Here is a 26,699-nt window from a genome sequence, read left to right as displayed (position 1 = left end):
GTCATGAGTGTAAATGCAGAAATTAAGGAGCTCGCCACTGAGCAAAGAAATCGAAAGTCGATGGAGATCGATAGGAAAGAGACATCTGAAATCCTGCAAATTATTAATGAAGAAGATGCCCTGGTGGCACAAGCTGTGAAAGAACAACTGTCCGATATCGAAGAAGCAGTTGAAGCTGCCTATCAAGCTATCAAGGGCGGGGGACGAATCTTTTATGCCGGAGCAGGGACAAGTGGCAGAATCGGGATTATGGATGCTGTGGAGTGTCCCCCGACATTCAGCATCACACCAGAACGGGTTCAGGCAGTGATGGCCGGTGGAGGCAATGCTTTTTTGAAAGCCGTAGAAGGAGCAGAAGATGATGAAACCCAGGGTATGGATGATCTGAAGCGGTGCGGGCTTACTTCTAAAGACATGGTGATAGGAATTGCGGCAAGCGGCAGGACACCTTATGTCAAAGGAGCACTCAAATATGCCAGAAATATCGGGGCAGCCACCTCATCATTAACCAACAATAAGAATTCGATCCTTTCCGATTATGCCGAAATCAATATTGAAGTCCTTACAGGTCCTGAAGTCCTAACCGGGTCCACAAGAATGAAGGCAGCCACCGCGCAGAAGATGGTCTTGAACATGATTTCCTCCGCTGTCATGATCAAAAGCGGTAAGGTCTACGAAAACCTTATGGTGGATTTGCATGTCAGCAACGAAAAACTCAAAGAGCGGGCGGTATCGATCGTACAAACTGTAACGGATGCATCGTATGATACATCCTTAAGAGTGCTGGAGGAGAGCCGCTATCAGGTAAAAAATGCGATTGTCCGGATAAAGACCAATGCTTCGTATGATGAGGCAGAGCGTATGTTAACTCAGGCTGGCGGCTTTGTACGCAAAGCATTGGAGAGCCATTCAAACGAACAGAAACAATAGAGGAGGCTGTCATGATTACTTATCAATCGTATCGATCCGGCGATGAGCAACTAATTGTAAACCTTTGGAACGATTGCCTGCCCCAGGACCCTATGACAAAAAAACGGTTCCGTCACCTCGTCCTGTTAGACGCGAATTTCGATCCGGAGGGGATGAGGCTTGCTTTTGATGAGGGAAAGCTGATCGGCTGTGTCTATGCAGTGAGGCGTAAACTTCCCATGTATGGAACGGACCTTGAGCCGGACAACGGATGGATTCCTTTCTTTTTTGTCCATCTTGAATACAGGAACGAGGGAGTGGCTGACCAGCTGTTTCAGGAAGCGTATGATTTTTTGAAGAAACATGGGAGGAAGCAGGTGTTTTTTGCTTCATATGCGCCTAACTACATCTTGCCTGGCGTGGATGAAGCTTCCTATCCTGAAGCTTTTCAGTTTTTGAAAAAGCAAGGCTTTGAAACACAGTATTCGCCGGTTGCCATGGATAAATCCATTGTCGGCTTTACCCGGGCACCTGAGGTGACCGCATTAAAGGAAAAACGCGATCGCGAAGGTTACTCATTTTCGGCAGCCCGCGACCAAGACCTCTATGAAGTCATTTCATTCGCCAGTGAAAAGTTTAACCCTGACTGGGGCAGAGCCATAAGGGAAGGGATACTGCAGGGACTGCCGCTCGAGAGGATTTTAATCGCCCGTGAGCAACATAAACTGGTTGGTTTTTGCTTGTATGGGGGATATGAAGGGATTCCAGAGAGGTTTGGTCCGTTTGGGGTCGATCCCGAGCAGCAGGGAAAGGGATTAGGAAAGATTTTGCTTCAGGAATGCCTGTTTGCGATGCGGTCAGAAGGTCTTCATACCGCCTGGTTCTTATGGACGGGAGAAACCACCACAGCCGGACATCTATACAAAAAAGCAGGGTTCAACATCACAAGGAAGTTCCATGTGATGAAACAACATCTGTAAGGAAGTGAGAAGAAAACAATGACTGGTGGACTAACCATGCTTTTGCACATGCTGCCCAGCTTACCGCCTTCGGAAAAAAAGATTGCAGAGTTTATCATGACTCATCCAGAACAGGCTATCCGGAGCACAGCATATGAATTAGGTCAGCGAAGTTCTACGAGCAGTGCAGCAGTGATTCGACTCTGTAAATCACTCGGTTTAAAAGGATTTCAGGAATTAAAGCTGAAAATTACGGGTGATCTCCAGAAACCAATGGACCAAGGGTATCGGGACATCCAGCCCTTTGAATCCCAAGAAGCGGTCATCCAGAAGATGACGAACAACAGCATTCAAACACTGAAAGAAACAGCAGAAATCATCAATATTGACGAACTGAGTGGGGCTGTAGAAGCGTTAATCAAAGCAAAATCGATACACTTTTTCGGCATTGGGGCGTCGAATATTATTGCTGCTGATGCCCAGCAGAAGTTTCTACGGATTAACAAAAATGCGACTGCTTTTACAGATACACATGTTGTGGCAACTCTGGTAGCCAATGCGAGCAAAAACGATGTCATCGTGGGAATCTCCTTTTCCGGAGAAACGGCAGAAGTAGCGAAGATCTTAGAACTCGCCAATAAAAAGGGACTTACCGCCATCAGTCTGACAAAGTATGGGTCTTCCATCGTTTCAGAGCGCGCGGACATCAAACTGTTTACTTCGTATTCAAAAGAACCGACGTTCCGAAGCGGCGCCACCTCATCAAGACTTGCTCAGCTTCATTTAATTGATATTTTATTTATGTGTGTGGCGACACAGCAATATGATGAAACGGTTCAATATCTTGATTCCACGAAAGAGGCGATCACCTACTATAAAGAACATGGACTAAAAAAGAGACAAAAGAACGAACAATAAGAACCTCACCCAAGACCATTCTTCCTGTGCTATCAACTAGAATGGTCTTTTATTTATACGGAAAAGGTCCGTTTACCCAACTTTTAACTTTTTTAAAAATTGAATGACTAAACCATAGGAGGCATTATATGAGTAAAAGAATAAAATGGCTTGGTGCGTTTCTGCCATTACTAATCGTGATTTCAATGTTAATTCCTCATCAAAGTGAAATCACGATCCTTGGGAAAGAAAAGAAAAGCACCGTTTCAACCCATAAAGAAAGCCAAAGTACGGTGTTCATAAATTCAGAGGATAAGGCGGGAGAAATCAAAAAGGAATTGTTTGGCGTCCATGTGCCGGCCTGGAACGAAACCGTCTATGACAAAAATGTGCTGAACCATCGCCTGGAGAACAATCTAGACAAAATCGGGTTAGGTTTTCTCGTCTATCCCGGCGGGAACTATGGCGCAAATTTTATTTGGAACGATCCTAATCTTCCCACTGAGATGCGCACGGACCAATTTTTTAAACTGGCAAAAAGGTTGAAGGCAACGGCAAAAATTTCAGTTAACCCCAATGAATCCCCAAAGCTTGCTGCCGATTGGATCACGTATGTGAATAAGAAGAAAAAGGCTGGAGTGAAATACTGGGAGATTGCCGATGAGCCCTACTTCACCATGAGTGCTGAACAATTTGTCCAAAAAGTAAAGGCATTTGCCCCTGTTATGAAAAAAGCAGATCCCAGCATTAAAATCATTGCAAATGTCAGTCCGTATAACGAAGCCTTCACGAAGAAAGTCATCAATGAAGTGGGGGAGGACATTGATGTTTACTCCATTCATTCACTTCCAATGCAGCCCTCCGATCAATTCAGTAAAGGCTCTCCCTACTCAAAGAATAACAAGCAAAAGTATTTTGACGACCTGCTTAAAACCCCGCAAAAGCTCAGAAATGACTTAAATACTGTTAAGAGCTGGGTGAAAGAAAAGGGTGGAAAGAAGAAAGAATTTCACATTGGTTCCTTTAATACCGTTTGGTGGGCCCCGGAAGACTGGACTGTCAATTCTTTGCCGGCTGGCCTTTGGACGGCGGATATGCTCGGAACGTTTGCAGAGGAAAAAGTGGACGCTGCGGCGTACTGGGCATTAATGAATCCGTTTCCTCCGGGTAAGGGGGACTATGGCTTGTTCAGTCCAGAAATGAAGCCTTATGTGAACTATTATCCTTATGTGATGTACAACCAGCATTTTGGGGATGTTTTACTGGAAAACGAAACCGATTCTAATAATCTCTCGGTTTACACAAGTAAAAGCAAGAACGGAAAAAGTCTGTACGTGATGATGATCAATAAATCAGCTAACGAAAACGAAAAAGCAACGATTAATTTAAAGAATTTCAAGGCCCGTGGCGATGGTGCAGCTTGGATATTAGACGGACCGGTTGTAGCGGACCATGTGTATGACTACGGGTTACGGAAAGAAACCGTTGGTAATCTGGATAACGAGTTTGCCTTTACGGTTCCTTCGTATTCAGCCGTAGCCCTGGAAATCCCAAGAGAAGACAGCAAGGCCTCCTTATCTGACACTCCGAATCTGGCAGAAAATAAGCGGGCCAAAGCGTCTTCAGAAGCCTTCCACACGGATTACGAATATGCCCAGACCAACGACTTTGTTGCGGACAAGGCAATTGACGGGGATGTTACCACGCGTTGGGCGTCTAAAGTGTTTAAGAAAGAGGAAGAATTTTTGCAGGTTGACCTTGGCAGGACTCAGAACTTCAACTCTATTCAGCTTCGCTGGGAATATTGGGCAGAAAAATATGATATCGAAGTCTCTGATGACGGGGAGACATGGAAGAAGATTGCGGACCAATCAAACGCCAGTGTGCTAAAAGAAAAACCACAGCCAGTGGAAGACATTCGTTTGCCGACCGATGAACAGGCACGTTTTATAAAAATCCGCATGATAGGACGGCCGAAGAACTCAGGGATAAAAGCAGGTACATCCCAGTGGACACCAGATGCTTTTTCCTTTTGGGAAGTAAAAGTCCTTTTAAAATAAACGATCCTAAAATAAAAAATGGAGAGGATGGATCCACTTGAAAAAGGTCCAGCATTTACTGATTAAAGCGCTGCTTATGGCCTCGCTATTTATCCTGTCTGCCGCGCCTGCCTATGCGAACGAAAACGAGTCAGAAAAAGGAAAACATAATATGAATGTTCGACAGCTGATTTCAAAAATGACGATGGAAGAAAAGGTTGGACAGCTGGTGATGTCCATTACGCATCGTTCGTATGATGACCCAGATGGTATGCCGGATGAGCAGACCGAGAAATTGATCAAAGATTATAAGGTAGGATCGGTTATTGTTTATAACAAAAGAAATCCGACAATTATGGCCAATTATTCCAATCAGCTTCAAAAATGGGCATCAGAAACCCGAATGAGCGTGCCCTTGCTTGTATCCGCGGATTTAGAATACGGGGTCACCCATAATATTAAGGAAGGAACAACCTCATTTCCCCGTGAAATGGGACTAGGTGCCTCGCGGAATATTGCTGATGCCAAAACAGTGGCTGCCATAACTTCCAGAGAAGCAAAAGCGATGGGTTTGAATTGGAATTATTCACCGGTGGCAGATGTGAACACAAATCCGAACAACCCTGTCATTGGAGTGCGTTCATTTGGTGAAAACACAGAGTTGGTTTCAAACATGGCATCTACGATGGTGCAAACCTACCAAAAGACAGGCATGATTGCTTCAGCCAAGCATTTTCCTGGCCATGGAGACACAGACTTTGATTCCCATCTTGGGCTTGCTTCTGTTTCCTATGACCGTAAGACACTGGAGGAAGTTCATCTGCCTCCGTTCCAGGCAGCCATCGATTCAGGGGTAGAATCCATCATGACGTCGCATGTCATCATTAAAGCGATTGACCCGGAGCTCCCGGCTACACTTTCGCCTAAAGTACTGACAGGGCTTCTTCGCGATGAGATGGGCTATAACGGCATCATCGTCACGGATGCTATGGACATGTATGCCATTTCAAAGAACTGGGGGGCAGGGGAGGCAGCGGTAATGGCGATTAAAGCCGGTGCGGACGTCATCATGTCTACAGGGGCTTACGCTGATCAGGTGGCTACGTACAACGCCTTGCTAGCGGCGGTTAAATCAGGTGCGATTTCAAAGGAACGGCTAGATCAATCGGTAACACGCATTCTAAAAGTGAAGAAGAAGTACAAGTTGTTCTCAAAGCGTTTTGTAAATCCCGATCAAGCCGAAGCGATTTGCGGGAACCCTCTGCACCAGGCAGTTGCAGAGAAGATAGGGAATGATTCCATAACTCTTGTAAAGAACGACGGGACTCTTCCGATAAAGAGAAACCAAAATGAACGTTACTTTTTAGCAGGTGTTACGGAGACGGACGTTGTCGGCAAACAATTGAAGGATGGAGGGGTTAATGTCTCTTCATGGCAATCGGCAACGGCCAATCCGGCTGAAGCAGACATTCAGAAGGCTATTCAGCTCTCTGAAACAGCCGATCGGTTAATTGCCCTTACGTATTCACAAGGCGTCCTACCAGAAGGTCAGAAAAAATTGGTGGAGGCTTTACGTTCGACAGGTAAACCAGTCATCGTGGTGTCACTTGGTCTTCCGTATGATCTGATTGCGTTTCCTTCGGTGAACAGTTATGTAACGGCGTATGCCATTGACAGATGGAAAACGAGAAACCAAACAGCTATAAGTGCGGCAGTTAATGTGTTGCTCGGATCTCAGCCGGGAGGCAAACTTCCCGTCACAATAAATGAAGAATATCCATATGGACATGGTCTGCGCTATGGCAATCAGTAAATACAGCAGAAGTAGAAGAGATCAGGGAAGGAGTGCATCATGTTAGGGATAGGCTTAATGTCGGGAACTTCATTGGATGGCATTGATGCCGCGCTGGTAGATATCGAAAACAGCGGGCCCGAGTCCAAAGTAAAGCTGGTTGATTTTACAACTGAATCCTTTTCTGAGGAGATAAAAAAGGAAATAGAAAATGCCCTTTCATTAGACCAGTCGAATGTAAAGCTCATTTGCAGCCTGAATTTTAAATTAGGCAAGCTGTTTTCTGAAGCCTGTAAGAAGATTTGTGAAAAAAATCAACTTACGTTTGATCAAATAGACTTTATTGGTTCTCACGGACAAACAATCTATCATTTGCCGTTTACAGAGGCAAATTTTATTCCGTCCAGTCTTCAAATTGGAGAAGCAGCAGTAATTGCTTATGAAACAAACACAACGGTCGTTTCTAACTTCCGTACGATGGATATGGCAGCTGGAGGACAAGGTGCACCTCTTGTTCCGTATACAGAAATGATTTTATATGGAGATCCTGAGAAAAACCGCCTGCTTCAAAACATAGGGGGGATCGGAAATGTCACATTACTCCCAAAACAAGGTTCAATGAAGCAGACAATTGCCTTTGATACCGGTCCGGGTAACATGATTATTGATGAAGCATGCCGGAGATTGTTTGACGTAAGCTATGACGAAAAAGGAGGTATTGCTGAGTATGGAAGAATAAACGAAGAAATGCTGAAATATTGCATGGACAGCTCTTATATTCAAACCCCTCCTCCCAAATCAACGGGAAGGGAACTTTATGGTAGGAAATATACAAGTGATCTAATCGCTAAATTTTCACATGTGCCCAAATATGATTTTATCACAACCGCAACCATGTTCACTGCTATGTCCATTGCAGAAAATTATAGGAAGTTTATATTTCCAAAGATAAAGATAGACGAAGTAATTATCGGGGGCGGCGGAAGCAGGAATGAAACACTTGTCTCCATGATCCGGGAGCTATTGAAAGAAGAATGCAAGGTTTTGGTTCAGGAAGACATTGGTTATTCTTCAGATGCAAAAGAGGCGGTAGCCTTTGCAGTTTTAGCTAATGAAACATTACAAGGTAATCCAAGTAACATACCTTCTGCAACTGGCGCTAAAGAACCAGTGATTCTCGGTTCTATTACTCTGCCACCCAGAGCTACCGCTAAATATTGATCCCTTAATGGCTATTGAATGAGTGGGGAGGAACCAACGATACCCCATGTCATCTTGATTTACCGATGAAAACTTGTACATGGAGAACCCTTGTATCCAAGGGTTCCTTTCCTTTTATGGAGATCCATAAAAGATGAATGAAACACCTTAACAAATTTTACCCGAATGTATCATACTAGACTTGTTCTTCAGTTGGTTCTTGTAATGATCAATATATCCTTTTATAGAAGGTTTGAAAATGTTTGTGTTTCTACTTTAAACAAATGTTTAATGTTTATAGTAGTTAGGGACATGGCATTTTTTTCACTTTGCTATGTCCTTTTTTATTCGTTGGGGATGTTTTCTATTTTTTTGCTGTGTAGCACCCAAAGAAGAATAATGTTATAACCAGTTTTTGAAAGATTATAAATGCCTCTTTTTTATTGAGTGATGCGAATTATTCCCCGTAGCTTTCAATCAGGTTGGCCATATGGGCATAAGCACCACCTGCCAACAGAGCAGCTGCAACTAAAATAGCTTCTGATAGCTCTTCTTTTGTTGATCCTGCTCGTTGGGCAGATTTTGTATGAACGTCAATGCAGTACGGGCATTCTGTGGTATGGGCTATTGAAACTGCTATTAATTCTTTTAACTTTGCATTTAATTTTCCTTCTTTGTTTGCTTCAGTGCTGAAACGGGAATATGCGCTAAAACCATTAGGGATTAATTGTTTCAAATTGGCTAACTTTTTAAGATTGGATTGGCGATAGAGGGTATCATTGGCATCTTGATCAAGGGCATTTTGCATATGAGTGCTATGAGTAACTGCTCCTCCGGCTTCAAGTGCAGCTGTTACAAACACTGCTTCTACCAATTCTTCGAGGGATGCACCCGATGTTTTGGCATTACGGGTATGCACATCAATACAATAAGGACACTCAGTTGCGTGCGCCACAGCGACAGCAATAATTTCTTTATCCTTTTTTGTAAGAACGCCTTCTTGCATTACGGTTCTACTAAAATTTTCGTACGCTTGTTGTTGTGCAGGAGCTAATTCGCCCAGCTTAGCAAGATGACGTAAGTTTTCCCTTTGATATAAGTTGTTTGCCATCATTCATATTCCTCTCTTAAAAACTGCTTGTTTTAAATTCAAAGTCCATCCTTTATTACTTCCTCAGATTCACCTTGGCCTGTTCCATTTTTTTATACTATCCATTTTGAATAAGAGTATTCAAAGCTTGTCAAGCCGTATTTTACTAGGAATTAAAAATCAGTAGGTATTTTCTTGGACATAGAGCTGTCTGCTTTTTCCTGCCTGGTATGCAGCTGATACCGGTTTACAAAACTTTGCGAACAACAAAGAAAACAGGTGAAAAGTGCAATTGTAGGTAAACCCTTACCGCACCATTTAATATAAAAATAGGAAACATTTTAGAAATTATTGCATAAAAAATAGTTTAAATTGAGATGTTATTTAAAAAAGGAGGTGAGTACATAATGGCAAATCGTAGTGGTGGTAATCGTAATCAAGTATTAGTACAAGGTGCACAACAAGCACTTGATCAAATGAAATATGAAATCGCAACTGAATTTGGTGTGCAACTTGGAGCTGACACAGCTTCTCGTGCTAACGGTTCAGTAGGTGGTGAGATTACAAAACGTCTTGTTGCTCAAGCACAATCGCAACTTTCCGGAGGTTTTGGTGGAGCATCTCGTTAATTGTAGGTAATAATGTATAAGTTTTACTTCTCTCAAACAAACATAATGGATCAGGCTGCCTAAAAATAGGTAGCCTTTCCGTATTTTCGATTCAAAACTAGATCTCCTTTTTTTTAAAGTGCAAAGGGATAACAAGAGGAGGTCTACAATGGCGAAGCAGACTGAATGTTATCCCAATAATCATTAACATCAACAAAAGGATAAAAAATATCCATTTTTTGTGTTAAATAAATGTAAATTTACTACATAACAATCGTTGTTTTGAACAAAAAATTTTTAAACTGGATTTATAAATACCGAAAAGCCTCGTCACAACTGGCATCGAGCGACCAAACAATTACTGTGGTAAGGTAAGGCTCACGACAGTCGGGAATTTAGATGTACGACGATCAATTAAAATAACAACATTTAAAAGACGATGATAAAAGCAAAGCTCCCAATAGAGGGAGCTTTTTCAATGGGATCAATTAATTTTAAAAGTATTATCTGTCTCCCCAAAATAATGGGCATGTGTGCCATCTACAAATGACCCGTTAAGCACAATCAAACAGGCGGTATTAACCTACTTTGACATTTACAATTGAGCTGTCCATCACGAGACTGGTTATGCTTGTGACGATGATAGTTGATGTCAAGAGTTTACGCCATTTATTACATGTTGAATGTTCAACTTTCTCCCTTTAATCTTAATTTTCCATTCTATTAAAGAAGGTTATTGAAGAATGAAAGCGCTTCTTATAAAATTTAAATAGACACAAATCTATAATAAAAACTTATCCCCCAATATTCAAGAAGGGACATAACCACTGCATATCAAAAAAATTATATTTTTATACAAGGATCTATTATATTGACTTGTACTAAAGAATATACAAAGAAGAGAATACCATCGTTAAGAGCCAATATCACAGTGGAATGTATGACAAAAATCTGGTTGTAATAGATACAACGATTTGGATGGTATCAGAGGTACAAGAAGATTCAAAATTGGTAGTTAAACATAGTGGTACCAAAAAACAACAGCAAAGTGAAATTTATAGAATTAAGGAGAAAAGAGGGAAACCATGAACGTAGAGATCGTTTTAAGGGAACTGATAAAGGACTTTGAGGAAAAACTTAAAAGGGAGTTACTCCCAAAAGAAGTCGATTTCTTAAAAGACATTCTCTCCTATGAACGTGATGACGAAACATCCAGTTAAACCCTTTGTAATTCCTTTTTTATATTTCTTTTTTTTAATTCTTTAGCGAGTAGGTCAATAAAATCCTGGGCTAACATTAGATTTTTTGCTTCAACATAAGCCTTCATTAGAGACTTGTTAGACATCTTGTCTAAAGTCATCTGTACCATTCCTTTCTAACTGCATCAGACACTTTATGTACAATTATAATAACGTTTTTAACAAAAATTAACCCTTATTTTGTCCTATTGTTTCGACAATACCCTTTTTTTTGTTCATTTTGAACAATCACCCCAGTTCCGGTTCATGCTCTTTTTTTTGAAATAATTTGTTGAGACATCGACCTCCTATGTTAGCCAAACCTGCTTGCGACGATATTTGTTTTCTTCCACTCACGTATGGGGAACGTTTAACCACTCCAGAGCCAGAAAGTTGTAATCAGGAATTATTAAAGAAATTACGGTTATATGCAATCTCTCCCACATAAGCTTTTCACCACATCGTGTATCCGCTTTTCTACAACGATCAATGGTAGTGGCTCGAATACTCCCGCTAGTTGTGGCACTGGTATCTTTGTTTTCTATCATTTAAAAGGTTATTTAGTTCACGTTGTGGAAATAGTCTTGTGAGGAAAAGGAGGGATGTTATGAACAAGTGTAGCATGGATCATTCAAAAGATGATGTCGAACGTAAATACGAGGCACGGAAGGAAGAACTTCCAGAAGATATTTGTGGGTTATTTGATGATTTTTTAAACAAGAATAACTCACAACCCACCTTAAATGAGATGTTTCATCTTCTCAAAAAATATGATTTAGTTGATGAATTGGAAAGATTAGAACGAAATAGAAAAATGAGATCGTTACTTCTTAAATAGGGATGTAATAAGACTCCTATTACAGGGGTGCTGACAATTCAATAGGCATTTTAGAACTTGTATCGTACTTTCGATACAAGTTCTTTTTATACGGGCAATTTTTATGATAGGAAGAATAGAAGAAACGGTCTAAATCGTTTTTCGGAATATGCCCCTTTAAATGATTATAATTTCACGTACCGTAATACTTTTAAAGGCTGTGAGCGGAGAAAGTTGATTGATACAGGCTACTTGCTTTGGTGCTGAATTAGCGTGTCTGCACTAATTTCTCTTTCTTAACAAAAACCACCACCGAATGGTGGTGGTTTTTGTTTTTTATGCACGTTTGAAAGCCCGTGAGAGAGGGTAGGGGTCAACAAGGTCGAATAAGGATGAGGTGAATGATGATGGCAATCCGTACTCTGAATGAGCGGTATATGCTCGTAGAATACCCTGTGACCCTAGCGGAAATGAAAGGTTCCATGAAGGACATGCCCAAAACAGAACGTCTCTATTATGAATACGCATTCAAAGCTCTTCGAAAAGACATGAAGGGGACGGAAACCATTCATTACTTTACGGTTGCCGACTCCGAGTTAACCAAAACAGGTTTTATTGTGGTTGCAGACAGCAATCTATATCTTGTTTCCATTAAGATGGGGTTCTTTGGCGGAGCACAGACCGAAGCCATTCCCTATAAGAACATCAAGAGTATTGATTTTGATCTGGCACCTGATCCGTTCGGTTTAGCATTGACGAATCTCGGCATTCTGTATTTGGAGATAAAGGGAATCATCGAGTCCAGCAAACGTACGATTCGTAACATCCCTGAAGAACAATTGGATAACCTGCGAAAAGCGATTCAGGCTAAAATATAAAAGATGTTCAAGACGCAGCGGAAAGATATGATATTACTTAACCTTAGTATTTCGTCTCAATTTCATTAGTATTCTAGTGATATTGAGACGTTTATTTTTTAGTTATACATAGCTTCCTAGAATTTATCTTATGTAAACTAACTTTTTTCTTTATGGACGGTTTCTCTCACCTATTTATAAATAGGTGGCGGTGTCTTGCCCCTGCTAGTAAACGGGAGGAACCGGCGGGTTCCTCCAGATCAATCATCAGTTCCTTTATGTCTGACGGATCCATAGGTTACTTCGTCATCATTTAATAATATTTTAGATTTGTTCAATGTGAATTTCATTCATGAGTGAACCTACCAGTTTTTTGCTTAGGAATCCTGTACCCTCTTCCATTGCATTCGCTGTTCCGCATGCGGATGCAAATTTTATGGTCTGGATCAAATCTTTTTGTTTTGATAATCCTATTGCAAATCCCGCAACCATTGCATCTCCAGACCCAACTGGATTTTGAACTGCAACTTTTGGCAGTCTCACTCGAAACACATTTTCCTGATGGATGAATATGGATCCGTCCCCTCCAAGAGAAACAATTACATACTCTATCCCGCTTTGACTAAGAATTTTGCCTGCTTGAATGATTTCCCTTTCTGTACTAAGGGACTGATTCATTATCGTTTCAAGTTCTTCTAAATTAGGCTTAATCAGTGTAGGAGATGCTTTGATGCCTTCTAATAAAGGAACACCGCTTGTATCCAATAAAAAAGGAACATGTTTTTCTTTTGCTTTATGAATCATATCTGCATAAATGGTTACTGGCATACCTGACAATATGCTACCAGATGCAACGATTATCGAACTCTTATTTAACAATGCTTCATAGTGATCCGAAAAAAGGGTAATTTCCTCTTTCGTTACCGTTGGGCCGGATTCCAGAATTTCCGTTTGTTCACCACTATCAGAGAGAATAGCAATACAACTTCTCGTTTCTCCCTTTATTTTTACAAAATGATGAGGGATGGATGAGTCTTTTAGTTGCTGCTCGATAAACTCACCAGACTTCCCTCCTAGCAAGCCAGTAGCAAATACCTTTTCCCCAAGAGAAGAAGCAACACGAGCTACATTTAAACCCTTTCCTCCTGCTGTTGCTTCGAAACGGGAGGTCCGGAAGATCTTTCCGCCCTCAAACTTCTCCAGCATGTATCGCCGATCCACAGAAGGATTTAACGTAACACTTGTAATCATGCTTTGCCGTTGCTGCCACACATAAGTATTTTTTGGATTGCCACTTGTTTCATTGCTTCTTTACCAGGCGTTAAGTACTTACGGGGATCATTAGCCTCAGGATTATTGGTAAGATGGTTTCTAACTGCTTCTGCAAAAGGAATCTTCAATTCCGTTGCAATGTTCACTTTTGAAATTCCAAGTTCGATCGTTTGTTTCACATCTTGTTCAGGAATGCCTGATCCCCCATGAAGTACTAGAGGGACATCCACCTTCGCGTAAATTTGCTTTAACCTTGGAATATCCAGTTTTGGTTCCGACTTGTACATACCGTGAGCTGTTCCTATCGCCACCGCAAACGAATCGATACCTGTTCTTTCCACATACTCTACCGCTTTTTCTGGGTCAGTAAAAAATGAATCTTTTTCATCGACGATTAAATCATCTTCTTGTCCTCCAAGACGCCCTAATTCCGCTTCAACGGATACCCCCATTTTATGCGCATACTCCACCACTTCACGAACGATATCGATATTTTCATCAAATGGATGGTGTGAAGCATCGATCATCACGGATTTATACCCCATATCAATTAAGGACTTGATGTATTCCACATCTTCAGCGTGATCCAAATGAATCGCAATCGGAATTTGAAACCTCGTGGCTGCCACGTTGGCGATGGCTAACAGAAAATCAGGACCCGCATAGGAAAGTGTGCTGGGAGTCGCTGCAATCATAAGTGGTGATTTGCATTCTGCAGCTGCTTCCGCCACCACTTGAATGGTCTCCAAGTTATGTATATTAAAAGCAGGTACAGCATATTGCCCTTCTCTTGCATTCTCTAACATTTGTTTTGCAGATACTACGCTCATGTAAAAAACCTCCACTGTTTATTAGATTTCTCTCAATTGATCCCATGTCGTGTTTCCTTCCATTGGACCTTTCTTTGTGACAGCAAGCGCTCCTGCCTTATTAGCATATATAACGGACTCTTTGAATTCTAAGCCTTTATTTAAACAGGAAATCAAGGTCCCTCCAAAGCAATCCCCTGCTCCTGTAGGGTCGACTTCGACAACTTGAATGGGGTCAATTGAAAAAGTCCCTTCCCGGCTATAGGCTCGGCATCCTTTTCTTCCGTTTTTTACCACAACATATTCAATTCCCTTATCAAAAAGATGGGCAATTGCACCATCCTCATCTTTCGCGTTGACTAAAAGTTCTAGTTCCTCTCCTCCGGGAAGGAAGATGTCGCAATGATCTAATACATACTCCAAACACTCTCTCATCTCAGGGTCATACAAAAGTTCCCGACGAATATTGGGGTCAAACGAAATTTTTGTATTTGTTCTTCGACATATTTCAATTGCCTTTTTTACTGCTGAACGAATGTTTTTGTTAAAAAGCGCACTGCCCATGATGTGAAAATAATTGCATTCTTTAAAGAACTCTTCTTGAATATTATCTGGACCGATTAAAGAGGATGCTGAATTTTGGAGGTGAAATATAAATTCACGATCTCCATTCTCTTTGTAGGTAACAAATGCTACACCTGTTGTGAGTTGATCTGTGATGGAAATTAGACTTACATCTACCCCGTCTTCACGTAATTTGTTATGGTTTAATTTGCCAAAAGCATCGCTTCCGATTGTTGAAATGATCCCTGCTTTGCTGCCAATCTTGGCTGCTTGATTTATAAAAATAGCAGGTGCCCCGCTTGCATAGGGACCCTGGAATACCCCGGTCTGTTCGAAGGTTTGATTTACTTCTTTTGCCATTATTTCTACTACTATTTCACCTAAAGTTAAAATTTCAGCCATTAAAAATCCTCCTATTTACCAAGTATTCTCTCTTTGTTTTTAACATCCAAGTAAACGGCCACTATAATTATGAGACCCTTTACGATCTGTTGGTAAAAGTAAGGAAGTCCGATCAAATTCATACCGTTATTAATGACGCCCATGATAAGTGCCCCTATGAAGGTTCCAAATACGGTCCCGTACCCACCTGATAAACTGGTTCCTCCTAAAACGGCTGCAGCAATGGCATCGAGTTCGTATCCACCTGCTGCATTTGGCTGTGCAGAGTATAGTCTTGATGAAAGAAGAATTCCACTAATGGCAGCAGTTACTCCAGAAATGATAAAGATCTTAATCTGAAGAGATTTCGTATTAATTCCCACATATTCAGCGGCCAATTTATTTCCACCCGCCATTTTCGCTCTTCTTCCGAATTTTGTTTTGGAAAGCATGATATGGAATACAATTAATAGTAGCACTACAATGATGACTGGAATGGGAATCAGGTCAAACAGCTTTTTATTCCCTAAATTTAAAATAAATGAATTTTCGATCTGAATGGGTTTAGCATCGGTAGTCGCATAACCCAGGCCCCTGAAAATACCCATTGTGGCAACTGTTACAATAAACGTAGGGATTCTGAAGCGGGCACTAATAAATCCGTTTGCTAATCCAGCCAATGCCCCTGCTACGAGCACTACGAGAATTGCTAGCGATCCACTCAACCCAAATGAAAGCATGAGTCCTAATACGAGCCCGCAAAGAGCAGCAATGGAACCGACGGATAAATCGATTTCTCCGATCATCAGCACAAATGTCATACCGAAGGCCATAATTGCAATGATGGACACTTGTGAAAAAATCGTCAGTACATTATTGGTATTTAAAAAATGTGGACTTAAAAACGTAAATAGAACCACTAATCCGGTTAGGGCTAACAAAACCCCACCATATCCTTTCATTAATCTATTGTCTTGCAGAGTTTTGAAACCATTCCAACTCATTTCTCTTCACCTTCCCTGTCCCGAACACTACAAAATAAGGAGTGAACAAGTCGTGTAATTATCTATTGCGATTTTGTCTGTGTAATATAGCTCATGATTTCTTCCTGCGTGGTTTCTTTAGGATTTAGTTCTGCAGCTATTGCTGCATCTCTCACCACAAGGAGACGGTCTGCTGTGTTCAATACTTCTGGCAGCTCTGAAGAGATCATAATGATACCCACCCCTTTTTTTGCTAGCTCAATAATAAGTTTATAGATTTCGAATTTTGCCCCTACATCAATTCCTCTGGTTGGTTCATCTAAGATTAAAATTTCCGGTTCAATCTCAAACCATTTGGAAAGGACAATTTTTTGCTGATTTCCCCCGCTTAATTTATTTACCGTTTGGTAGATACTAGGGGTTTTAATTTTCAAACTTTCTACATGCCGTTTGGTGATTTCGACTTCCTTTTCATGCTGAATCAGCTTAAACTTGCTTATTACTTTATCCAAGTTTGCTAGGGTCATATTTTCATAGACGCTAGAGGTTAATACAAGCCCTTCGTGTTTTCTGTCTTCAGTTACAAAAGCGATTTTATGGTCAATAGCCTCAAATGGACTGTTTACTTTTACTTTTTTTCCGTGAAGAAATAGATCTCCACGATCCTTTTTTAACATCCCAAAAATCCCTTGAGCAATCTCAGTTCTTCCTGAACCCATGAGGCCGTATATCCCTAATATTTCTCCAGGACGAAGAGTGAAGGAGATATCATGAAAAGCTCCTTCTCGGTGATATCCTTTTAATTCGAGTAATGATTCATCCCTGACGTACGGGAAAGTTTTTGGGGGATATATTTCTTTCATGCTTCTTCCTACCATCATTCGAATCAGCTCATCTGAAGTCGTGTCTTTTGTTTCTACTGTTCCAATGTATTTTCCATCTCTTAAAACGCTGACAACATCAGTCATGGCGAATATTTCTTCCATTCGGTGTGAGATGTAAATGATGGAACAACCCTGACTTTTCAACTTTTCTATAATGGAGAATAGTTTTTCCGTTTCTTTGCTGCTTAAGGCGGATGTCGGTTCATCCATTATAATGATCTTTGGATTAGAACTAATTGCTTTTGCGATCTCTACCATTTGTTGATTAGAAATCGATAAATCTTTTACAAGTCGAGTGGGTGGAATGGAAATATCGAGCTCATTTAGTAACTCTTTTGTTTTGCGGTTCATTTTCTGTTCATCGATTAATCCATACTTCATTGGTTCATACATAGCAAAAATATTCTCTGCGACTGTTAAATTCGGACTTAAACTAAGTTCTTGATAGATGATGGATATTCCTAATTCCCTGGCGTGAACTACATTTTGAATGTCCACCTCTTCTCCAAACAATTTAATGTGTCCACCGTCAGGCCGATAAGAACCCGATAGTATTTTCATCAAAGTGGATTTTCCAGCTCCGTTTTCCCCTAATAACGCTAAAATTTTACCTTCTGGAAGCTTGATATTAACTCCATCAAGTGCGACGACACCTGGAAACTCTTTACGTATGTTTTTCATTTCAAGAATCGTATTCACCATTTCACACCCTTTGAGAAAAGGAGGAAATACCAATGTCCGGTATTTCCTTACCTAATGATTACTTCGCTATTTCCACTTTTCCATGATCAACCTTTACATCCACAAATCCTTTTCCATTCACATAAAGACCTGGTGTAATTGGTACTTCTTTTTTAACTTTCTGACCTTTTGCCAACTTCACGGCATTTTTAACTGCTTCTGCTCCCATTTTATCTGGGAACTGAACCACAACTGCTTTGAATGCGTTATCAGAATCCACTGATTTTCTCGCCTCTTCTAAACCATCAAACCCAACAACTACAGCATCAGACTTCTTTTCTGTGATTGCAGACGTAGCGGCGATTGCCATATCATCACCAAATCCAAAAATGCCTTTGAGGGATGGATGTGCAGTAAGCATGTCTTCAGATGCTGATTTGGCTTCTTCTCTTGTGCGGCCTGGAAGCTCTTTTACAATTTTTAGATCTGGGTGATTTTTCGCGTTTTTCTTAAAACCATCTATGCGATCACGTACTGATTGGACTTCGGGATAAGTGGTTAATCCTACTTCACCTTTACCGCCCATATATTCAGACATAGCCTCAGCTGCAATCATTCCACCTGTGAAATTATCAGTAGCGATGTGAGAATCCACCTTAACACCGTTCGCTTTTACATCCACTGTAATCACTTTGATGTTTGCGTCTTTTGCTTTTGTGATGACACCTTTGAGACCGTCAGAGTCAACAGGAGTGATAATGATCGCGTCCACGCCTTTGTTAATGAAATCTTCAATTGCAGAAATTTGCCGGTTTAAGTCTTGATCTGCCACCGACACATCAACTTTCACGTTTTGTTTTTTAGCTTCTTTTTCTATTGCTTCTTTAATAGCGACTTGGAATGGATGAGACTGAGTAAGGAGCGAAGCACCAATTGTGATCTCATCCGATTCGCCAGAGGTTTTTTCCCCACAAGCAGTTAAAAGCATCATCGTTAGTACTAGAAGTAATGCAAACCATTTCTTCATTTCATTTCCCCCTTAAATTTATTCATTTCGTTTCCTAGACTCACTAAATTCCATTTATGTAAAGCTGATGAAAGCTTCGTTATGCCTCACCTCCTTGAAATTATTTTTAATTATTAGTTGAGCTTTTTCACGGATGTACCTGGAAGGATTTTCGTTTTTAAACGCTCAATTACAGGATAGAAGTTGTAATCGCTTTCAATCCTCTTTAAAATAAGAGTGGCCGCACGTTCTCCTATGTCTTTCATTGGCTGTACTACTGTGGCGATTGATGGCTTAAGCATCTGGAATACCTCGGTATTGTCGTATCCAAACAAAGAAATCTCTTCCCCGATTTTTAATCCTTTTTCCATCATGTATTTCATACCAGTCATTGTTGTTTCGTAGTTGGTAGCAAAAATGGCCGTTGGCTTATGAGGTAATTTCAAAAGTTGATCATACCCTTGGTAGCCCGCTCCTTTTGCATATTCCGCATGGACGATGAGAGCGTCATCAATTGGAATTTGATAATCGTTTAGCGCCCTTTTATATCCGTTTAATCGTTCTCTGGCCGTGTACACGTAAGTGGGACCTGCAATAATCCCAATTCGACGGTGCCCGACATCAATTAATTGCTCAACCGCTCTATAAGCACCATTCACGTTATCACAAACTACTGCGTCACTTTCCACACCCTCTAGTAATCGATCAATAAGAATAAAAGGAATACCCTCATTTAGAATCTCTTGAACATGCTCGCTTTCATCAGAAACAGGCATCAAAATGATTCCATCCACCCGCTTTTCTTTTAAAAAGAGGATTTTTTCTTTTTCAATTTTTAGGTTATTTCTAGAACTGCAAACCATGAGGCTATAATTCTTGTTATCAAGTATTTCTTCCATCCCTTCTATCACCTGATTGCTAAAAATATCTGTGATGCTGGGAATCAATACACCTATGGTATAGGTTTTATTTGTCTTTAATCCTCTTGCCATGTGGTTAACCTTATACTCAAGTTGTTCAATGGCCTGCTCAATTTTGAGCTGGTTTTCTTTTTTGACTTTATAACCGTTTAAAAACCTGGAAACGGTTCCAATTGAAATTCCAGATAAACGAGAAACATCCTTAATAGTACTCATAATAACCACCATTTTCTGTAAATTAAAACGTTTCAATTTTATTTCAACAAAAAATTGAAACGTTTACATTCCTTATTTTGATATATATGCTCCTTATTGTCAATAACTGAAAAGTAAAATTATTAAAACTTTTTATTAGTATGATCTATTACTATTCTCCTGGAACTCTCCACAATAAAATAAGTATCAAGCGTGTTAAAACAAAAGTAGAAAACTTAAGAACGGTAGAAAAAGTAAATGGGGAATTCAAATTTTTATGTAGTATATAGATGGGTAACCAATTAGATGGTTAAATAACCTTTGAAACGAAAAAATTAACAAAAACACATACCTATACGCATGTGTTTTTGTTTTAATATATTTAGGATGTTAAAGCACCAGAGGTAAAAAGTCGGTGCATATGAGTTTAGTAGAATCTGTTGTTAAAGGAAATGCCAAAGGTTCCACGATTGGCCTTGATTTTGCAAACGCACCCACAAGCCTTTATGCATCGTTTACACTTCTCAATATCAAAGAAATACGTATTCACCTGATTCGCAGCGACACCCTTCTTTCCGCCTTTGGTTTTTCGGATTGCCATATGTCCGGCTTTACAAACATACATGCCTGCATCCTTATTAAATTCAAATTCTTCTTCCTTCTTTCGGTATCCCTGCGTAACGGAAGGGTTTAATTTCCTCACTGTATTCAAGGTTTCCTTTTCAGAATAAGCGGAATCTCCAATAACCGTATTAACCTTCATTCCAGTTGCCTTGCTTTTTTCGATAAGCGTCTTTAATTAAATGCAAAAAAAACACTTTACTAATGGTAACCTTTATACCTTTACCAGTTCACCATGAATTTATTAACATTTAAAAAATTATTCTCAGCAGCCATTCCTGGTACAGCTGCTTCAGTTAAGGGTTTGTCTCATTAACTGGATTCTCGCCTTGAATTGCTGCATTATTATAAATTGCTTTTACTGCTTTTGACTTAAGGAAAGCCGAATAATAAGCAATTCGTCGTCAATTTATTGATTACCCGAGGCCATCCCTGGGATTGTAGCGCAATTGCCTCTAATGCATACTCTGTGAAAATCGGCATTTTAGAACCGGCAATTTTAAGGAAGGCATCTATCATTATGACGCGGCGCACCATCGTTTAGTTTGTTTGAGGGAAGGCAATTTTTATAGCTACTTAAAGAGGGCTCTAGGCAATCGCTGTGACATATCCACCTCTTTTGGCACTGTCTTTATCTCGACGTTTTTTTGGAAGAATTAATTCAAATACCATAACTTCTCTTACCGCTTGCAAGGGTTGGATTCCGCATTTGTGATCGGTCAGCTGCTGGAAGTTGGAAAGCGACTCGGTTTTGAATCGGGAGTCTACTATCACTTTCTTGATCGCGCCATCCAACACCTTCTAGGTATTACTAATATAGAAGAAAGTGTGTATGCGGTTATTCCGCTTTCGGTCTACCGAGAGATGAACTGGTTTCGAAGTCATGATGCAGAGGAGGCTTCCACTGCTGAAAAATTGTGCAGCGAATTGAAACCACTAAAACCTAAACATTACGTCCGTTCCAAGGAAATCAGGGAATATCCGATGCTGATCAAGATGAATGAAGCATGCATGATGGACGCGTTCCCATCTCTTCAGCAAATGAAAGAAGAAAAGAAAGAAGAGTTAGGCAGCCCGTGTATCAGGTTGCCCCGTGTTAATCAGTTGTCTTATGAATGCTCTTCCGCCTGTAAAAGTCGATATTCACCTGGAATGGATTTTGTCCTGAAGCCCATAAATCAACAGACATTGTCCGCTCTTTTATTCGAAACCATCTCAACGAGTTATTACCGAAATGATATAGACAATGCTTTTTAGAAATTCCCTTCCCGTGTCTCACTTAATTTTTGTAGTTATAACATAGAAGACTTGCCGAATGGCGTTTATACCTATCATGGATCAACACATGCTTTAAAACGTATTCAAACAGAGATTTTCGGAACTCTTTACAAGACGGACTGCTATCTGATTTTGTAAACATGGCACAAATTCCGCTTTCCTTCAACATCACTGGCGATAAGGATCATTACCAAAGTGCTTATGGATATCGAGGACATCGCATCCAACACATGGAAGCTGGCATTCTATCTCATCACTTGCTGCTGGCTGCTTTGGCATGGAATATGGGAGGGCATCCAATCCTAGGATTTGATGTACATTCGTATGATGAACTCTATAAACTGAACGAAAAAGAAAAAACCAGCTTGCTCCAAATCCCGATTGGACACTTCCGGCCACATCCTAGATTACAAGGAAGTCTGCATAACTGAAGAGGGATTATCAAGTAAAAAAGAGATTGGAAATGCCGCAGTTTTGGTTCATAGAGCCTTCACTTTGGTTCATAGTCAGTGGTTTGGTTCATAGAGTCTTTATTTTGGTTCATAGCAACACTAGTTTGGTTATTCATAGACCCCATCAGAATCTCTCTACAGGATCCAAATGGAATAGGGACTGGCACCAAAAGGAGTCAGTCCCTTCTTCTTTATCTTGGCAGCGAAAAGAATTCCCTGCTTTCACAATAATTCCCGGCAAACCGGCCAAGCGTCTGCAACTTTTCGAGATCCATCTAATAGCTCTTTCGGATCAAACTGTATGTTCACTCGCTCTCGCTTTTCTCTTTTTATTAACATTTAACAATATCAATAGAATCGCAAAAACGATACATAACAACGCTGTGATAAAAAACCAGCCTGATGTATAGCTGCCGTTCAGATCTACCATAAAACCAAAGACCGGTGGTGCGGCTATAACGCCAAGCGAACCGATTGTAATGCTCAAACCACTGGAAATGCCAGCTTGCTCAGGGGGAACCAGTTCACTTGCAAGGTTCATCCAGATCCCGTTAAACCCTGAAACAGCAAACCCAAAGACTGCAATGATCGGAACTAGAAATCCAAACGGGGTATGTTCAGGCAATAAAGCCAATGTACTGCTGGATAAGGCAGAAATGACTACAATCACAATAACAATGACAACTCTTTCACCGTTAAATATCCGGTCACTTATCACACCCCAGGCTACCCTTCCAAACGATCCGAATGCTTCCGATATAACAAGCAGCAATCCCGAAAGAAAAAGGGATATCCCCATCTTCTCATAGGCGAAGAGCACGAGGTACGTGTTTAAGCACATCTGCGCTCCGTTCAGTCCGAGCGCACTCAAACTTACGAGCAGCAGCGGCCGATTCCTAATCATTCCCCACATCGATTTATAGAAAACAGACAGCCGTTGATCGTTACTGCCTTGTGGTGCAGTCTTAGAATCGCGATATTGGAAAAAAGATAATACTCCGGTCAAAATTAAAAGCATAGCGGCAGCAATTACAGCGGTCCGCCAGCCATATGATGCAGCGATTGGAAGCAAGATCACCGCCGATAAAGCGGATCCGAGAGTTACCCCCATCTGCTTGATTCCCATCGCTGTTCCCCGCTGTGTTTGTGAGAACCAATAAATGATTCCTCTGTTTGAGACCGGATGCATCGCTCCATATCCAACTCCGCCAATGATAACGAAAATAAGCATCGACCAAAAATGCGTAAAGAAGGTTGCGAAAATAAATCCGAATCCTAAACACATCGAAAGAACTAGCAGAAGCTTTCGGGATCCCAGCCGGTCCACTAAAAAACCTGCAGGGATGGAAGCCAAAGCTTGTCCTAAAAAGAGACCCGCCGGGAGCATACCGATCTGAGCTTTCGTGAGAGAAAGGTCATCTCCAATCAATACGCCTAGCGGGACAAGTCCTCGTCCTACAAAAGCAACCATTATTTGAACAATCAAGAGCCAGATTAGCATCCGCCAAAGTGGCTCAAGACGACTACGTTTAACGCTCAAACTTAAATTTGCCATTTCTGCTTCAACTCTTTTTTTAATCTATTGTACTATGCATAATTTTAATTTATCATTATCGCTTGGTATTCTCCTCAGTTGTTCCATATTTCTTGAATTTTCACAAGCTGCGGACCATTTTCAGTACGTAACAATACAGGACTTTTCCCATTGGAATATTCATCTAGCGATATCGCACCATTTGGTGTTTCAAGTTGTACATCTACCCTGACCTTAACCTTACTGATTTGAGTTCTCAAATCCACGGCAAGTTCCATTGGTAACAAGCTTGGTGTCCTTACGACCAGGTCTAAATCACTGGTCGGTTTTGCTGTATAGACATTACTCGCCAGCTCAAAACCAACACTTCCTGTTGGCCCCCAATTAACAGAAAACCGGGATAGTGTTTTACTTACATGAGGAAGTGATTGTAGTGCATCAATAAAATGAAAACGCTCATTCTGTTCCCATGATGTTTTCTCTACGAGCTGTTCTGGAGTAATCGTTTCTAAAATTTTGTCATAGGGGATAAAAGCTGCAAACCGTTCGGATCGCGATTCTCCCCTTATTCCGACCGGTACTAATTTCTTCATTAATGGAGCCCGGCGAACAACGACAAAGGGTGCTCTACTAAGAGATTCCTTCACCCAATCTTGTAGAGGAGAGTCACATATCAAATCCTCTTCACCCTTCAGCTTGAGTAAATCATGTGGATGGAATTCCATTGTTGCTCCAACAGTTTACGGGTTTTGATGGAAGCTGTACGGCCACCATTTATCGCCTCTTTTGTCAGTAACCGATTGCTTAAGTCAGGAGGATCAGAGCGTGTGTCAGCAATTGCGTCCGTTAATTTATTTTTAATCGTCTGAATATCTTGTTCTCCTGGTGTATCTGCTTCGATTCCATCAATAAGTTCATAAAGAGCACCAAGTAAAGAATAGGAGGTAACATCATACGCCATTGCTGGAACTTTCCGAGTGGCTTCTTCTAAATCCCGAATACTGCGGCGTGTGATACGAGCAGCAGACTGTTTTGACATCGCGTGAACATTTACACCATCATCGTTAAGAGCTAAAATGCGGTTTGATTGATACCCATGGGCTAAGAAGGCACCAGAAATGGCGTTGCCAACGATTAATGAAATTACTGGATGTCCGGCTAACCGTGCCGTTGAATAAGCATCCACGGCTGCTGCTAAAGCAAAATGAATCCCGAGTAGCTCTTCTCGATAACCGTAAGCTTGGCTTGGGACATCGACTATTGCCACAATGGCCCGGGGGTCACCATTTTTATCCTTTTCTACTAAATCACGAACACATTTCGCGATCGCCCATCCTTCATCAAGTCCAACCTCTCCTTGACGGGCACGGGGAAAACGGTTATAGGGGTTCGGAACAACAGAGATATAACGTACATGTTCTTTTCCTAAAATAGAATCCCCATAAAGAACGGATGGGATATCACCTTTAGGGTCTCCAATACCAGATAAAGCTTTAAACCAAGCCCTTCCCCGGCTATTTGGCATATCTAATTCGGGAAGTGAATGGATATCTACCTCTTTTGGATTATCTGCATTTCTTACTTGTTTCCATAACTCCCGAATCGTTTGTGGATCGATTGGTTTTGAAGGATCAATCTGACTTAGGAAATGACGATAAAAATCAACTTGCTCGGTTTTGTTGATTTCTTTTCCTTTATCAAAAAAAACTTGTTGAATCGCTTTTCTAATCTCGATCACATCGTCATCTACAAGTTCATCTACAAATCCAGTAGAATAACGTTGTGTACCGCCAATCGTCCCCCAGATAAGCGGGCGGTCACTTGAATCAAACTCTTCTATCCCTGCTTCTTGCTCGATTACTTCTGGCCCATTCAGCCCAAACCTTGCTCCCTTAGTCATGATCAGATGACTGAACAAAGCCGCTGTAATTGACATTCCTCCGAAACAGCCTACATTGCCCGGAATCACTCCAACTACAGGGACATGTTGACGTAGGGCTATTACTGCTGCCATAATCTCTGAAATGGCAAGGAGTCCGTAGTTGGCTTCTTGAAGCCGCACGCCCCCCGTATCAAATAGCATGACTGGAAGTGTTTTTATACCTTTTTTATTATCACGGAGAGCCAGTTCTAAGCTTCCTGCGATCTTCGCTCCCGATACTTCCCCAATTCCTCCGCCTTGGAAAGACCCTTCTATTGAAATCACAACAGCCTCTTCTCCATCAATCTGCCCACGGCCAATGACAACACCATCATCACTTTGTGGAACAATACCTTGTGGAGGAAGATGAGGAGATTCAAGGCCATCAAACGGTCCCAGTAATTCCTGAAAGGTTCCTTCATCTAATACCGCTTTTACTCTTTCCCTGGCATTTAATTCGATGAAGCTATCTTTGGTGATGGGGGACATCTTGACTCACCTCCAGTGCCTGTGCCAGTCTCAAGTTAACCACTCCTGGGGTCGCTCCAAAATCATTGATGGTCATTTTGGCTGCGATATCATTCACCAAGAAGAACCGATCTAATACAGCTTTCCATGCATCCCCAAATCCCTCACTGCCCGTTCGAATCGTTATCTGGGCTTGTCCATTACTAGATGGTTCAAGCAATACTTCCAAATCGCCAGATCCTACAACTCCAACATGTGATCGTTGATGAATGGTTCTTGTGGCTCTATATTCAAAAGTTAATGTTTCCAACTAAAACACCTCCA

At 41.1% G+C, this 26,699-nt stretch carries 25 protein-coding genes and 2 pseudogenes; 12 read left to right on the top strand and 15 right to left on the bottom strand.

What is annotated here, in order from left to right; genetic code table 11:
• Window positions 1-3: 3 nt before the first annotated feature.
• The 6 genes from murQ to anmK all read left to right on the top strand — a co-directional run bounded on the left by murQ (window position 4) and on the right by anmK (window position 7,817).
• Window positions 4-930, top strand: coding sequence for an N-acetylmuramic acid 6-phosphate etherase (gene murQ, locus P4361_RS18055; RefSeq protein ID WP_328090350.1), 927 nt, complete (start codon window positions 4-6; stop codon window positions 928-930).
• An 11-nt stretch (window positions 931-941) separates the two neighbouring features.
• Window positions 942-1,889 (top strand): GNAT family N-acetyltransferase, encoded by a 948-nt coding sequence (locus P4361_RS18050; protein WP_328090349.1) that lies wholly within the window; start codon window positions 942-944, stop codon window positions 1,887-1,889.
• Between the two features lie 36 nt (window positions 1,890-1,925).
• Entirely contained in the window at window positions 1,926-2,786 is an 861-nt protein-coding gene (locus tag P4361_RS18045) for a MurR/RpiR family transcriptional regulator (RefSeq protein WP_328090348.1), read from the top strand.
• Window positions 2,787-2,914: 128 nt separating this feature from the next.
• A complete protein-coding gene (locus tag P4361_RS18040) occupies window positions 2,915-4,825 on the top strand; it encodes a discoidin domain-containing protein (protein ID WP_328090347.1) in 1,911 nt (636 codons plus the stop codon).
• A 37-nt stretch (window positions 4,826-4,862) separates the two neighbouring features.
• The gene (locus P4361_RS18035; protein WP_328090346.1) at window positions 4,863-6,617 is read left to right on the top strand and encodes a glycoside hydrolase family 3 protein; all 1,755 of its coding nucleotides are present in this window, start codon (window positions 4,863-4,865) and stop codon (window positions 6,615-6,617) included.
• Window positions 6,618-6,656: 39 nt separating this feature from the next.
• On the top strand, window positions 6,657-7,817 hold the full coding sequence (anmK, locus tag P4361_RS18030) for an anhydro-N-acetylmuramic acid kinase AnmK (protein ID WP_328090345.1): 1,161 nt from the start codon (window positions 6,657-6,659) through the stop codon (window positions 7,815-7,817).
• 436 nt (window positions 7,818-8,253) lie between these two features.
• Here anmK and P4361_RS18025 read toward each other — a convergent pair whose 3' ends face one another.
• The gene (locus tag P4361_RS18025) at window positions 8,254-8,910 is read right to left on the bottom strand and encodes a carboxymuconolactone decarboxylase family protein (RefSeq protein ID WP_328090344.1); all 657 of its coding nucleotides are present in this window, start codon (window positions 8,908-8,910) and stop codon (window positions 8,254-8,256) included.
• A 383-nt stretch (window positions 8,911-9,293) separates the two neighbouring features.
• Here P4361_RS18025 and P4361_RS18020 point away from each other — a divergent pair, with 383 nt between their 5' ends.
• The gene (locus P4361_RS18020) at window positions 9,294-9,515 is read left to right on the top strand and encodes an alpha/beta-type small acid-soluble spore protein (protein ID WP_256228181.1); all 222 of its coding nucleotides are present in this window, start codon (window positions 9,294-9,296) and stop codon (window positions 9,513-9,515) included.
• Between the two features lie 1,064 nt (window positions 9,516-10,579).
• Entirely contained in the window at window positions 10,580-10,714 is a 135-nt protein-coding gene (locus tag P4361_RS18015; protein ID WP_328090343.1) for a hypothetical protein, read from the top strand.
• Here P4361_RS18015 and sda read toward each other — a convergent pair.
• Window positions 10,711-10,839, bottom strand: coding sequence for a sporulation histidine kinase inhibitor Sda (gene sda, locus P4361_RS23295; RefSeq protein WP_425590284.1), 129 nt, complete (start codon window positions 10,837-10,839; stop codon window positions 10,711-10,713). The genes P4361_RS18015 and sda overlap by 4 nt on opposite strands.
• Before the next feature lie 500 nt (window positions 10,840-11,339).
• On the opposite strand from sda, the gene P4361_RS18010 reads away from it, so the two are divergent.
• The gene (locus P4361_RS18010) at window positions 11,340-11,570 is read left to right on the top strand and encodes a hypothetical protein (RefSeq protein WP_328090342.1); all 231 of its coding nucleotides are present in this window, start codon (window positions 11,340-11,342) and stop codon (window positions 11,568-11,570) included.
• A gap of 380 nt (window positions 11,571-11,950) precedes the next feature.
• Window positions 11,951-12,427, top strand: coding sequence for a PH domain-containing protein (locus P4361_RS18005; RefSeq protein WP_328090341.1), 477 nt, complete (start codon window positions 11,951-11,953; stop codon window positions 12,425-12,427).
• A 303-nt stretch (window positions 12,428-12,730) separates the two neighbouring features.
• On the opposite strand, the gene pfkB is transcribed toward P4361_RS18005, so the two are convergent.
• The 9 genes and pseudogenes from pfkB to P4361_RS17960 form a co-directional block, all read right to left on the bottom strand.
• Complete coding sequence (gene pfkB / locus P4361_RS18000) at window positions 12,731-13,657, bottom strand: 1-phosphofructokinase (protein ID WP_328090340.1); 927 nt, start codon at window positions 13,655-13,657, stop codon at window positions 12,731-12,733.
• The gene (locus P4361_RS17995) at window positions 13,654-14,508 is read right to left on the bottom strand and encodes a tagatose bisphosphate family class II aldolase (RefSeq protein ID WP_328090339.1); all 855 of its coding nucleotides are present in this window, start codon (window positions 14,506-14,508) and stop codon (window positions 13,654-13,656) included. The genes pfkB and P4361_RS17995 overlap by 4 nt, the downstream gene beginning before the upstream one ends.
• A 21-nt stretch (window positions 14,509-14,529) precedes the next feature.
• Window positions 14,530-15,453 (bottom strand): sugar kinase, encoded by a 924-nt coding sequence (locus P4361_RS17990; protein ID WP_328090338.1) that lies wholly within the window; start codon window positions 15,451-15,453, stop codon window positions 14,530-14,532.
• 11 nt (window positions 15,454-15,464) lie between these two features.
• Window positions 15,465-16,436 carry an ABC transporter permease gene (locus P4361_RS17985; RefSeq protein WP_328090337.1) on the bottom strand — a complete coding sequence of 324 codons (972 nt, stop codon included), beginning with the start codon at window positions 16,434-16,436 and terminating at the stop codon, window positions 15,465-15,467.
• A 62-nt stretch (window positions 16,437-16,498) separates the two neighbouring features.
• Window positions 16,499-18,001: a sugar ABC transporter ATP-binding protein gene (locus tag P4361_RS17980; RefSeq protein ID WP_328090336.1), complete on the bottom strand. Its 1,503-nt coding sequence runs from the start codon at window positions 17,999-18,001 to the stop codon at window positions 16,499-16,501.
• Between the two features lie 58 nt (window positions 18,002-18,059).
• The gene (locus P4361_RS17975) at window positions 18,060-19,007 is read right to left on the bottom strand and encodes a substrate-binding domain-containing protein (protein WP_328090335.1); all 948 of its coding nucleotides are present in this window, start codon (window positions 19,005-19,007) and stop codon (window positions 18,060-18,062) included.
• Window positions 19,008-19,120: 113 nt separating this feature from the next.
• Window positions 19,121-20,122, bottom strand: a complete 1,002-nt coding sequence (locus P4361_RS17970; protein ID WP_328090334.1) for a LacI family DNA-binding transcriptional regulator — start codon at window positions 20,120-20,122, stop codon at window positions 19,121-19,123.
• A gap of 418 nt (window positions 20,123-20,540) precedes the next feature.
• Window positions 20,541-20,900 (bottom strand): annotated as a pseudogene (locus tag P4361_RS17965) (IS5/IS1182 family transposase); the annotation flags it as partial.
• Window positions 20,901-21,100: 200 nt separating this feature from the next.
• Window positions 21,101-21,223, bottom strand: a pseudogene (locus P4361_RS17960) (AAA family ATPase); the annotation flags it as partial.
• Window positions 21,224-21,433: 210 nt separating this feature from the next.
• Between P4361_RS17960 and P4361_RS17955 the strand changes: the two are divergent.
• Complete coding sequence (locus P4361_RS17955) at window positions 21,434-21,979, top strand: hypothetical protein (RefSeq protein WP_328090333.1); 546 nt, start codon at window positions 21,434-21,436, stop codon at window positions 21,977-21,979.
• A 161-nt stretch (window positions 21,980-22,140) separates the two neighbouring features.
• Window positions 22,141-22,431 (top strand): nitroreductase family protein, encoded by a 291-nt coding sequence (locus tag P4361_RS17950; RefSeq protein WP_091009876.1) that lies wholly within the window; start codon window positions 22,141-22,143, stop codon window positions 22,429-22,431.
• 313 nt (window positions 22,432-22,744) lie between these two features.
• Here P4361_RS17950 and P4361_RS17945 read toward each other — a convergent pair whose 3' ends face one another.
• The 4 genes from P4361_RS17945 to P4361_RS17930 form a co-directional block, all read right to left on the bottom strand.
• The gene (locus P4361_RS17945) at window positions 22,745-23,938 is read right to left on the bottom strand and encodes an MFS transporter (RefSeq protein ID WP_328090332.1); all 1,194 of its coding nucleotides are present in this window, start codon (window positions 23,936-23,938) and stop codon (window positions 22,745-22,747) included.
• A 143-nt stretch (window positions 23,939-24,081) separates the two neighbouring features.
• Window positions 24,082-24,711 (bottom strand): malonate decarboxylase holo-ACP synthase, encoded by a 630-nt coding sequence (locus tag P4361_RS17940; protein ID WP_328090331.1) that lies wholly within the window; start codon window positions 24,709-24,711, stop codon window positions 24,082-24,084.
• Window positions 24,678-26,396: a biotin-independent malonate decarboxylase subunit beta gene (locus tag P4361_RS17935; RefSeq protein ID WP_328090330.1), complete on the bottom strand. Its 1,719-nt coding sequence runs from the start codon at window positions 26,394-26,396 to the stop codon at window positions 24,678-24,680. Before P4361_RS17935 ends, P4361_RS17940 begins: the two co-directional genes overlap by 34 nt.
• Window positions 26,374-26,685 carry a malonate decarboxylase subunit delta gene (locus P4361_RS17930; protein ID WP_328090329.1) on the bottom strand — a complete coding sequence of 104 codons (312 nt, stop codon included), beginning with the start codon at window positions 26,683-26,685 and terminating at the stop codon, window positions 26,374-26,376. Before P4361_RS17930 ends, P4361_RS17935 begins: the two co-directional genes overlap by 23 nt.
• Window positions 26,686-26,699 lie beyond the last annotated feature (14 nt).

This window comes from Fictibacillus sp. B-59209 (assembly GCF_036216745.1).
Lineage (GTDB): Bacteria > Bacillota > Bacilli > Bacillales > Fictibacillaceae > Fictibacillus_C > Fictibacillus_C marinisediminis.
Note: the sequence above shows the minus strand (reverse complement) of the source record. Positions and strands in the feature narration are given on the sequence as shown.

What these genes read in the sequence shown, in the direction of transcription:
- P4361_RS17990 (WP_328090338.1), bottom strand. Translation starts at nt 15,453, where the DNA reads ATGGCTGAAATTTTAACTTTAGGTGAAATAGTAGTAGAAATAATGGCA.
- P4361_RS17985 (WP_328090337.1), bottom strand. Translation starts at nt 16,436, where the DNA reads ATGAGTTGGAATGGTTTCAAAACTCTGCAAGACAATAGATTAATGAAA.
- P4361_RS18040 (WP_328090347.1), top strand. Translation starts at nt 2,915, where the DNA reads ATGAGTAAAAGAATAAAATGGCTTGGTGCGTTTCTGCCATTACTAATC.
- P4361_RS18020 (WP_256228181.1), top strand. Translation starts at nt 9,294, where the DNA reads ATGGCAAATCGTAGTGGTGGTAATCGTAATCAAGTATTAGTACAAGGT.
- anmK (WP_328090345.1), top strand. Translation starts at nt 6,657, where the DNA reads ATGTTAGGGATAGGCTTAATGTCGGGAACTTCATTGGATGGCATTGAT.
- P4361_RS18005 (WP_328090341.1), top strand. Translation starts at nt 11,951, where the DNA reads ATGATGATGGCAATCCGTACTCTGAATGAGCGGTATATGCTCGTAGAA.
- P4361_RS18050 (WP_328090349.1), top strand. Translation starts at nt 942, where the DNA reads ATGATTACTTATCAATCGTATCGATCCGGCGATGAGCAACTAATTGTA.
- P4361_RS17980 (WP_328090336.1), bottom strand. Translation starts at nt 18,001, where the DNA reads ATGGTGAATACGATTCTTGAAATGAAAAACATACGTAAAGAGTTTCCA.
- P4361_RS17950 (WP_091009876.1), top strand. Translation starts at nt 22,141, where the DNA reads ATGGCACAAATTCCGCTTTCCTTCAACATCACTGGCGATAAGGATCAT.
- P4361_RS17995 (WP_328090339.1), bottom strand. Translation starts at nt 14,508, where the DNA reads ATGAGCGTAGTATCTGCAAAACAAATGTTAGAGAATGCAAGAGAAGGG.
- sda (WP_425590284.1), bottom strand. Translation starts at nt 10,839, where the DNA reads ATGTCTAACAAGTCTCTAATGAAGGCTTATGTTGAAGCAAAAAATCTA.
- pfkB (WP_328090340.1), bottom strand. Translation starts at nt 13,657, where the DNA reads ATGATTACAAGTGTTACGTTAAATCCTTCTGTGGATCGGCGATACATG.
- P4361_RS18015 (WP_328090343.1), top strand. Translation starts at nt 10,580, where the DNA reads ATGAACGTAGAGATCGTTTTAAGGGAACTGATAAAGGACTTTGAGGAA.
- murQ (WP_328090350.1), top strand. Translation starts at nt 4, where the DNA reads ATGAGTGTAAATGCAGAAATTAAGGAGCTCGCCACTGAGCAAAGAAAT.
- P4361_RS17935 (WP_328090330.1), bottom strand. Translation starts at nt 26,396, where the DNA reads ATGTCCCCCATCACCAAAGATAGCTTCATCGAATTAAATGCCAGGGAA.
- P4361_RS18025 (WP_328090344.1), bottom strand. Translation starts at nt 8,910, where the DNA reads ATGATGGCAAACAACTTATATCAAAGGGAAAACTTACGTCATCTTGCT.
- P4361_RS17975 (WP_328090335.1), bottom strand. Translation starts at nt 19,007, where the DNA reads ATGAAGAAATGGTTTGCATTACTTCTAGTACTAACGATGATGCTTTTA.
- P4361_RS18045 (WP_328090348.1), top strand. Translation starts at nt 1,926, where the DNA reads ATGCTTTTGCACATGCTGCCCAGCTTACCGCCTTCGGAAAAAAAGATT.
- P4361_RS17970 (WP_328090334.1), bottom strand. Translation starts at nt 20,122, where the DNA reads ATGAGTACTATTAAGGATGTTTCTCGTTTATCTGGAATTTCAATTGGA.
- P4361_RS18010 (WP_328090342.1), top strand. Translation starts at nt 11,340, where the DNA reads ATGAACAAGTGTAGCATGGATCATTCAAAAGATGATGTCGAACGTAAA.
- P4361_RS17940 (WP_328090331.1), bottom strand. Translation starts at nt 24,711, where the DNA reads ATGGAATTCCATCCACATGATTTACTCAAGCTGAAGGGTGAAGAGGAT.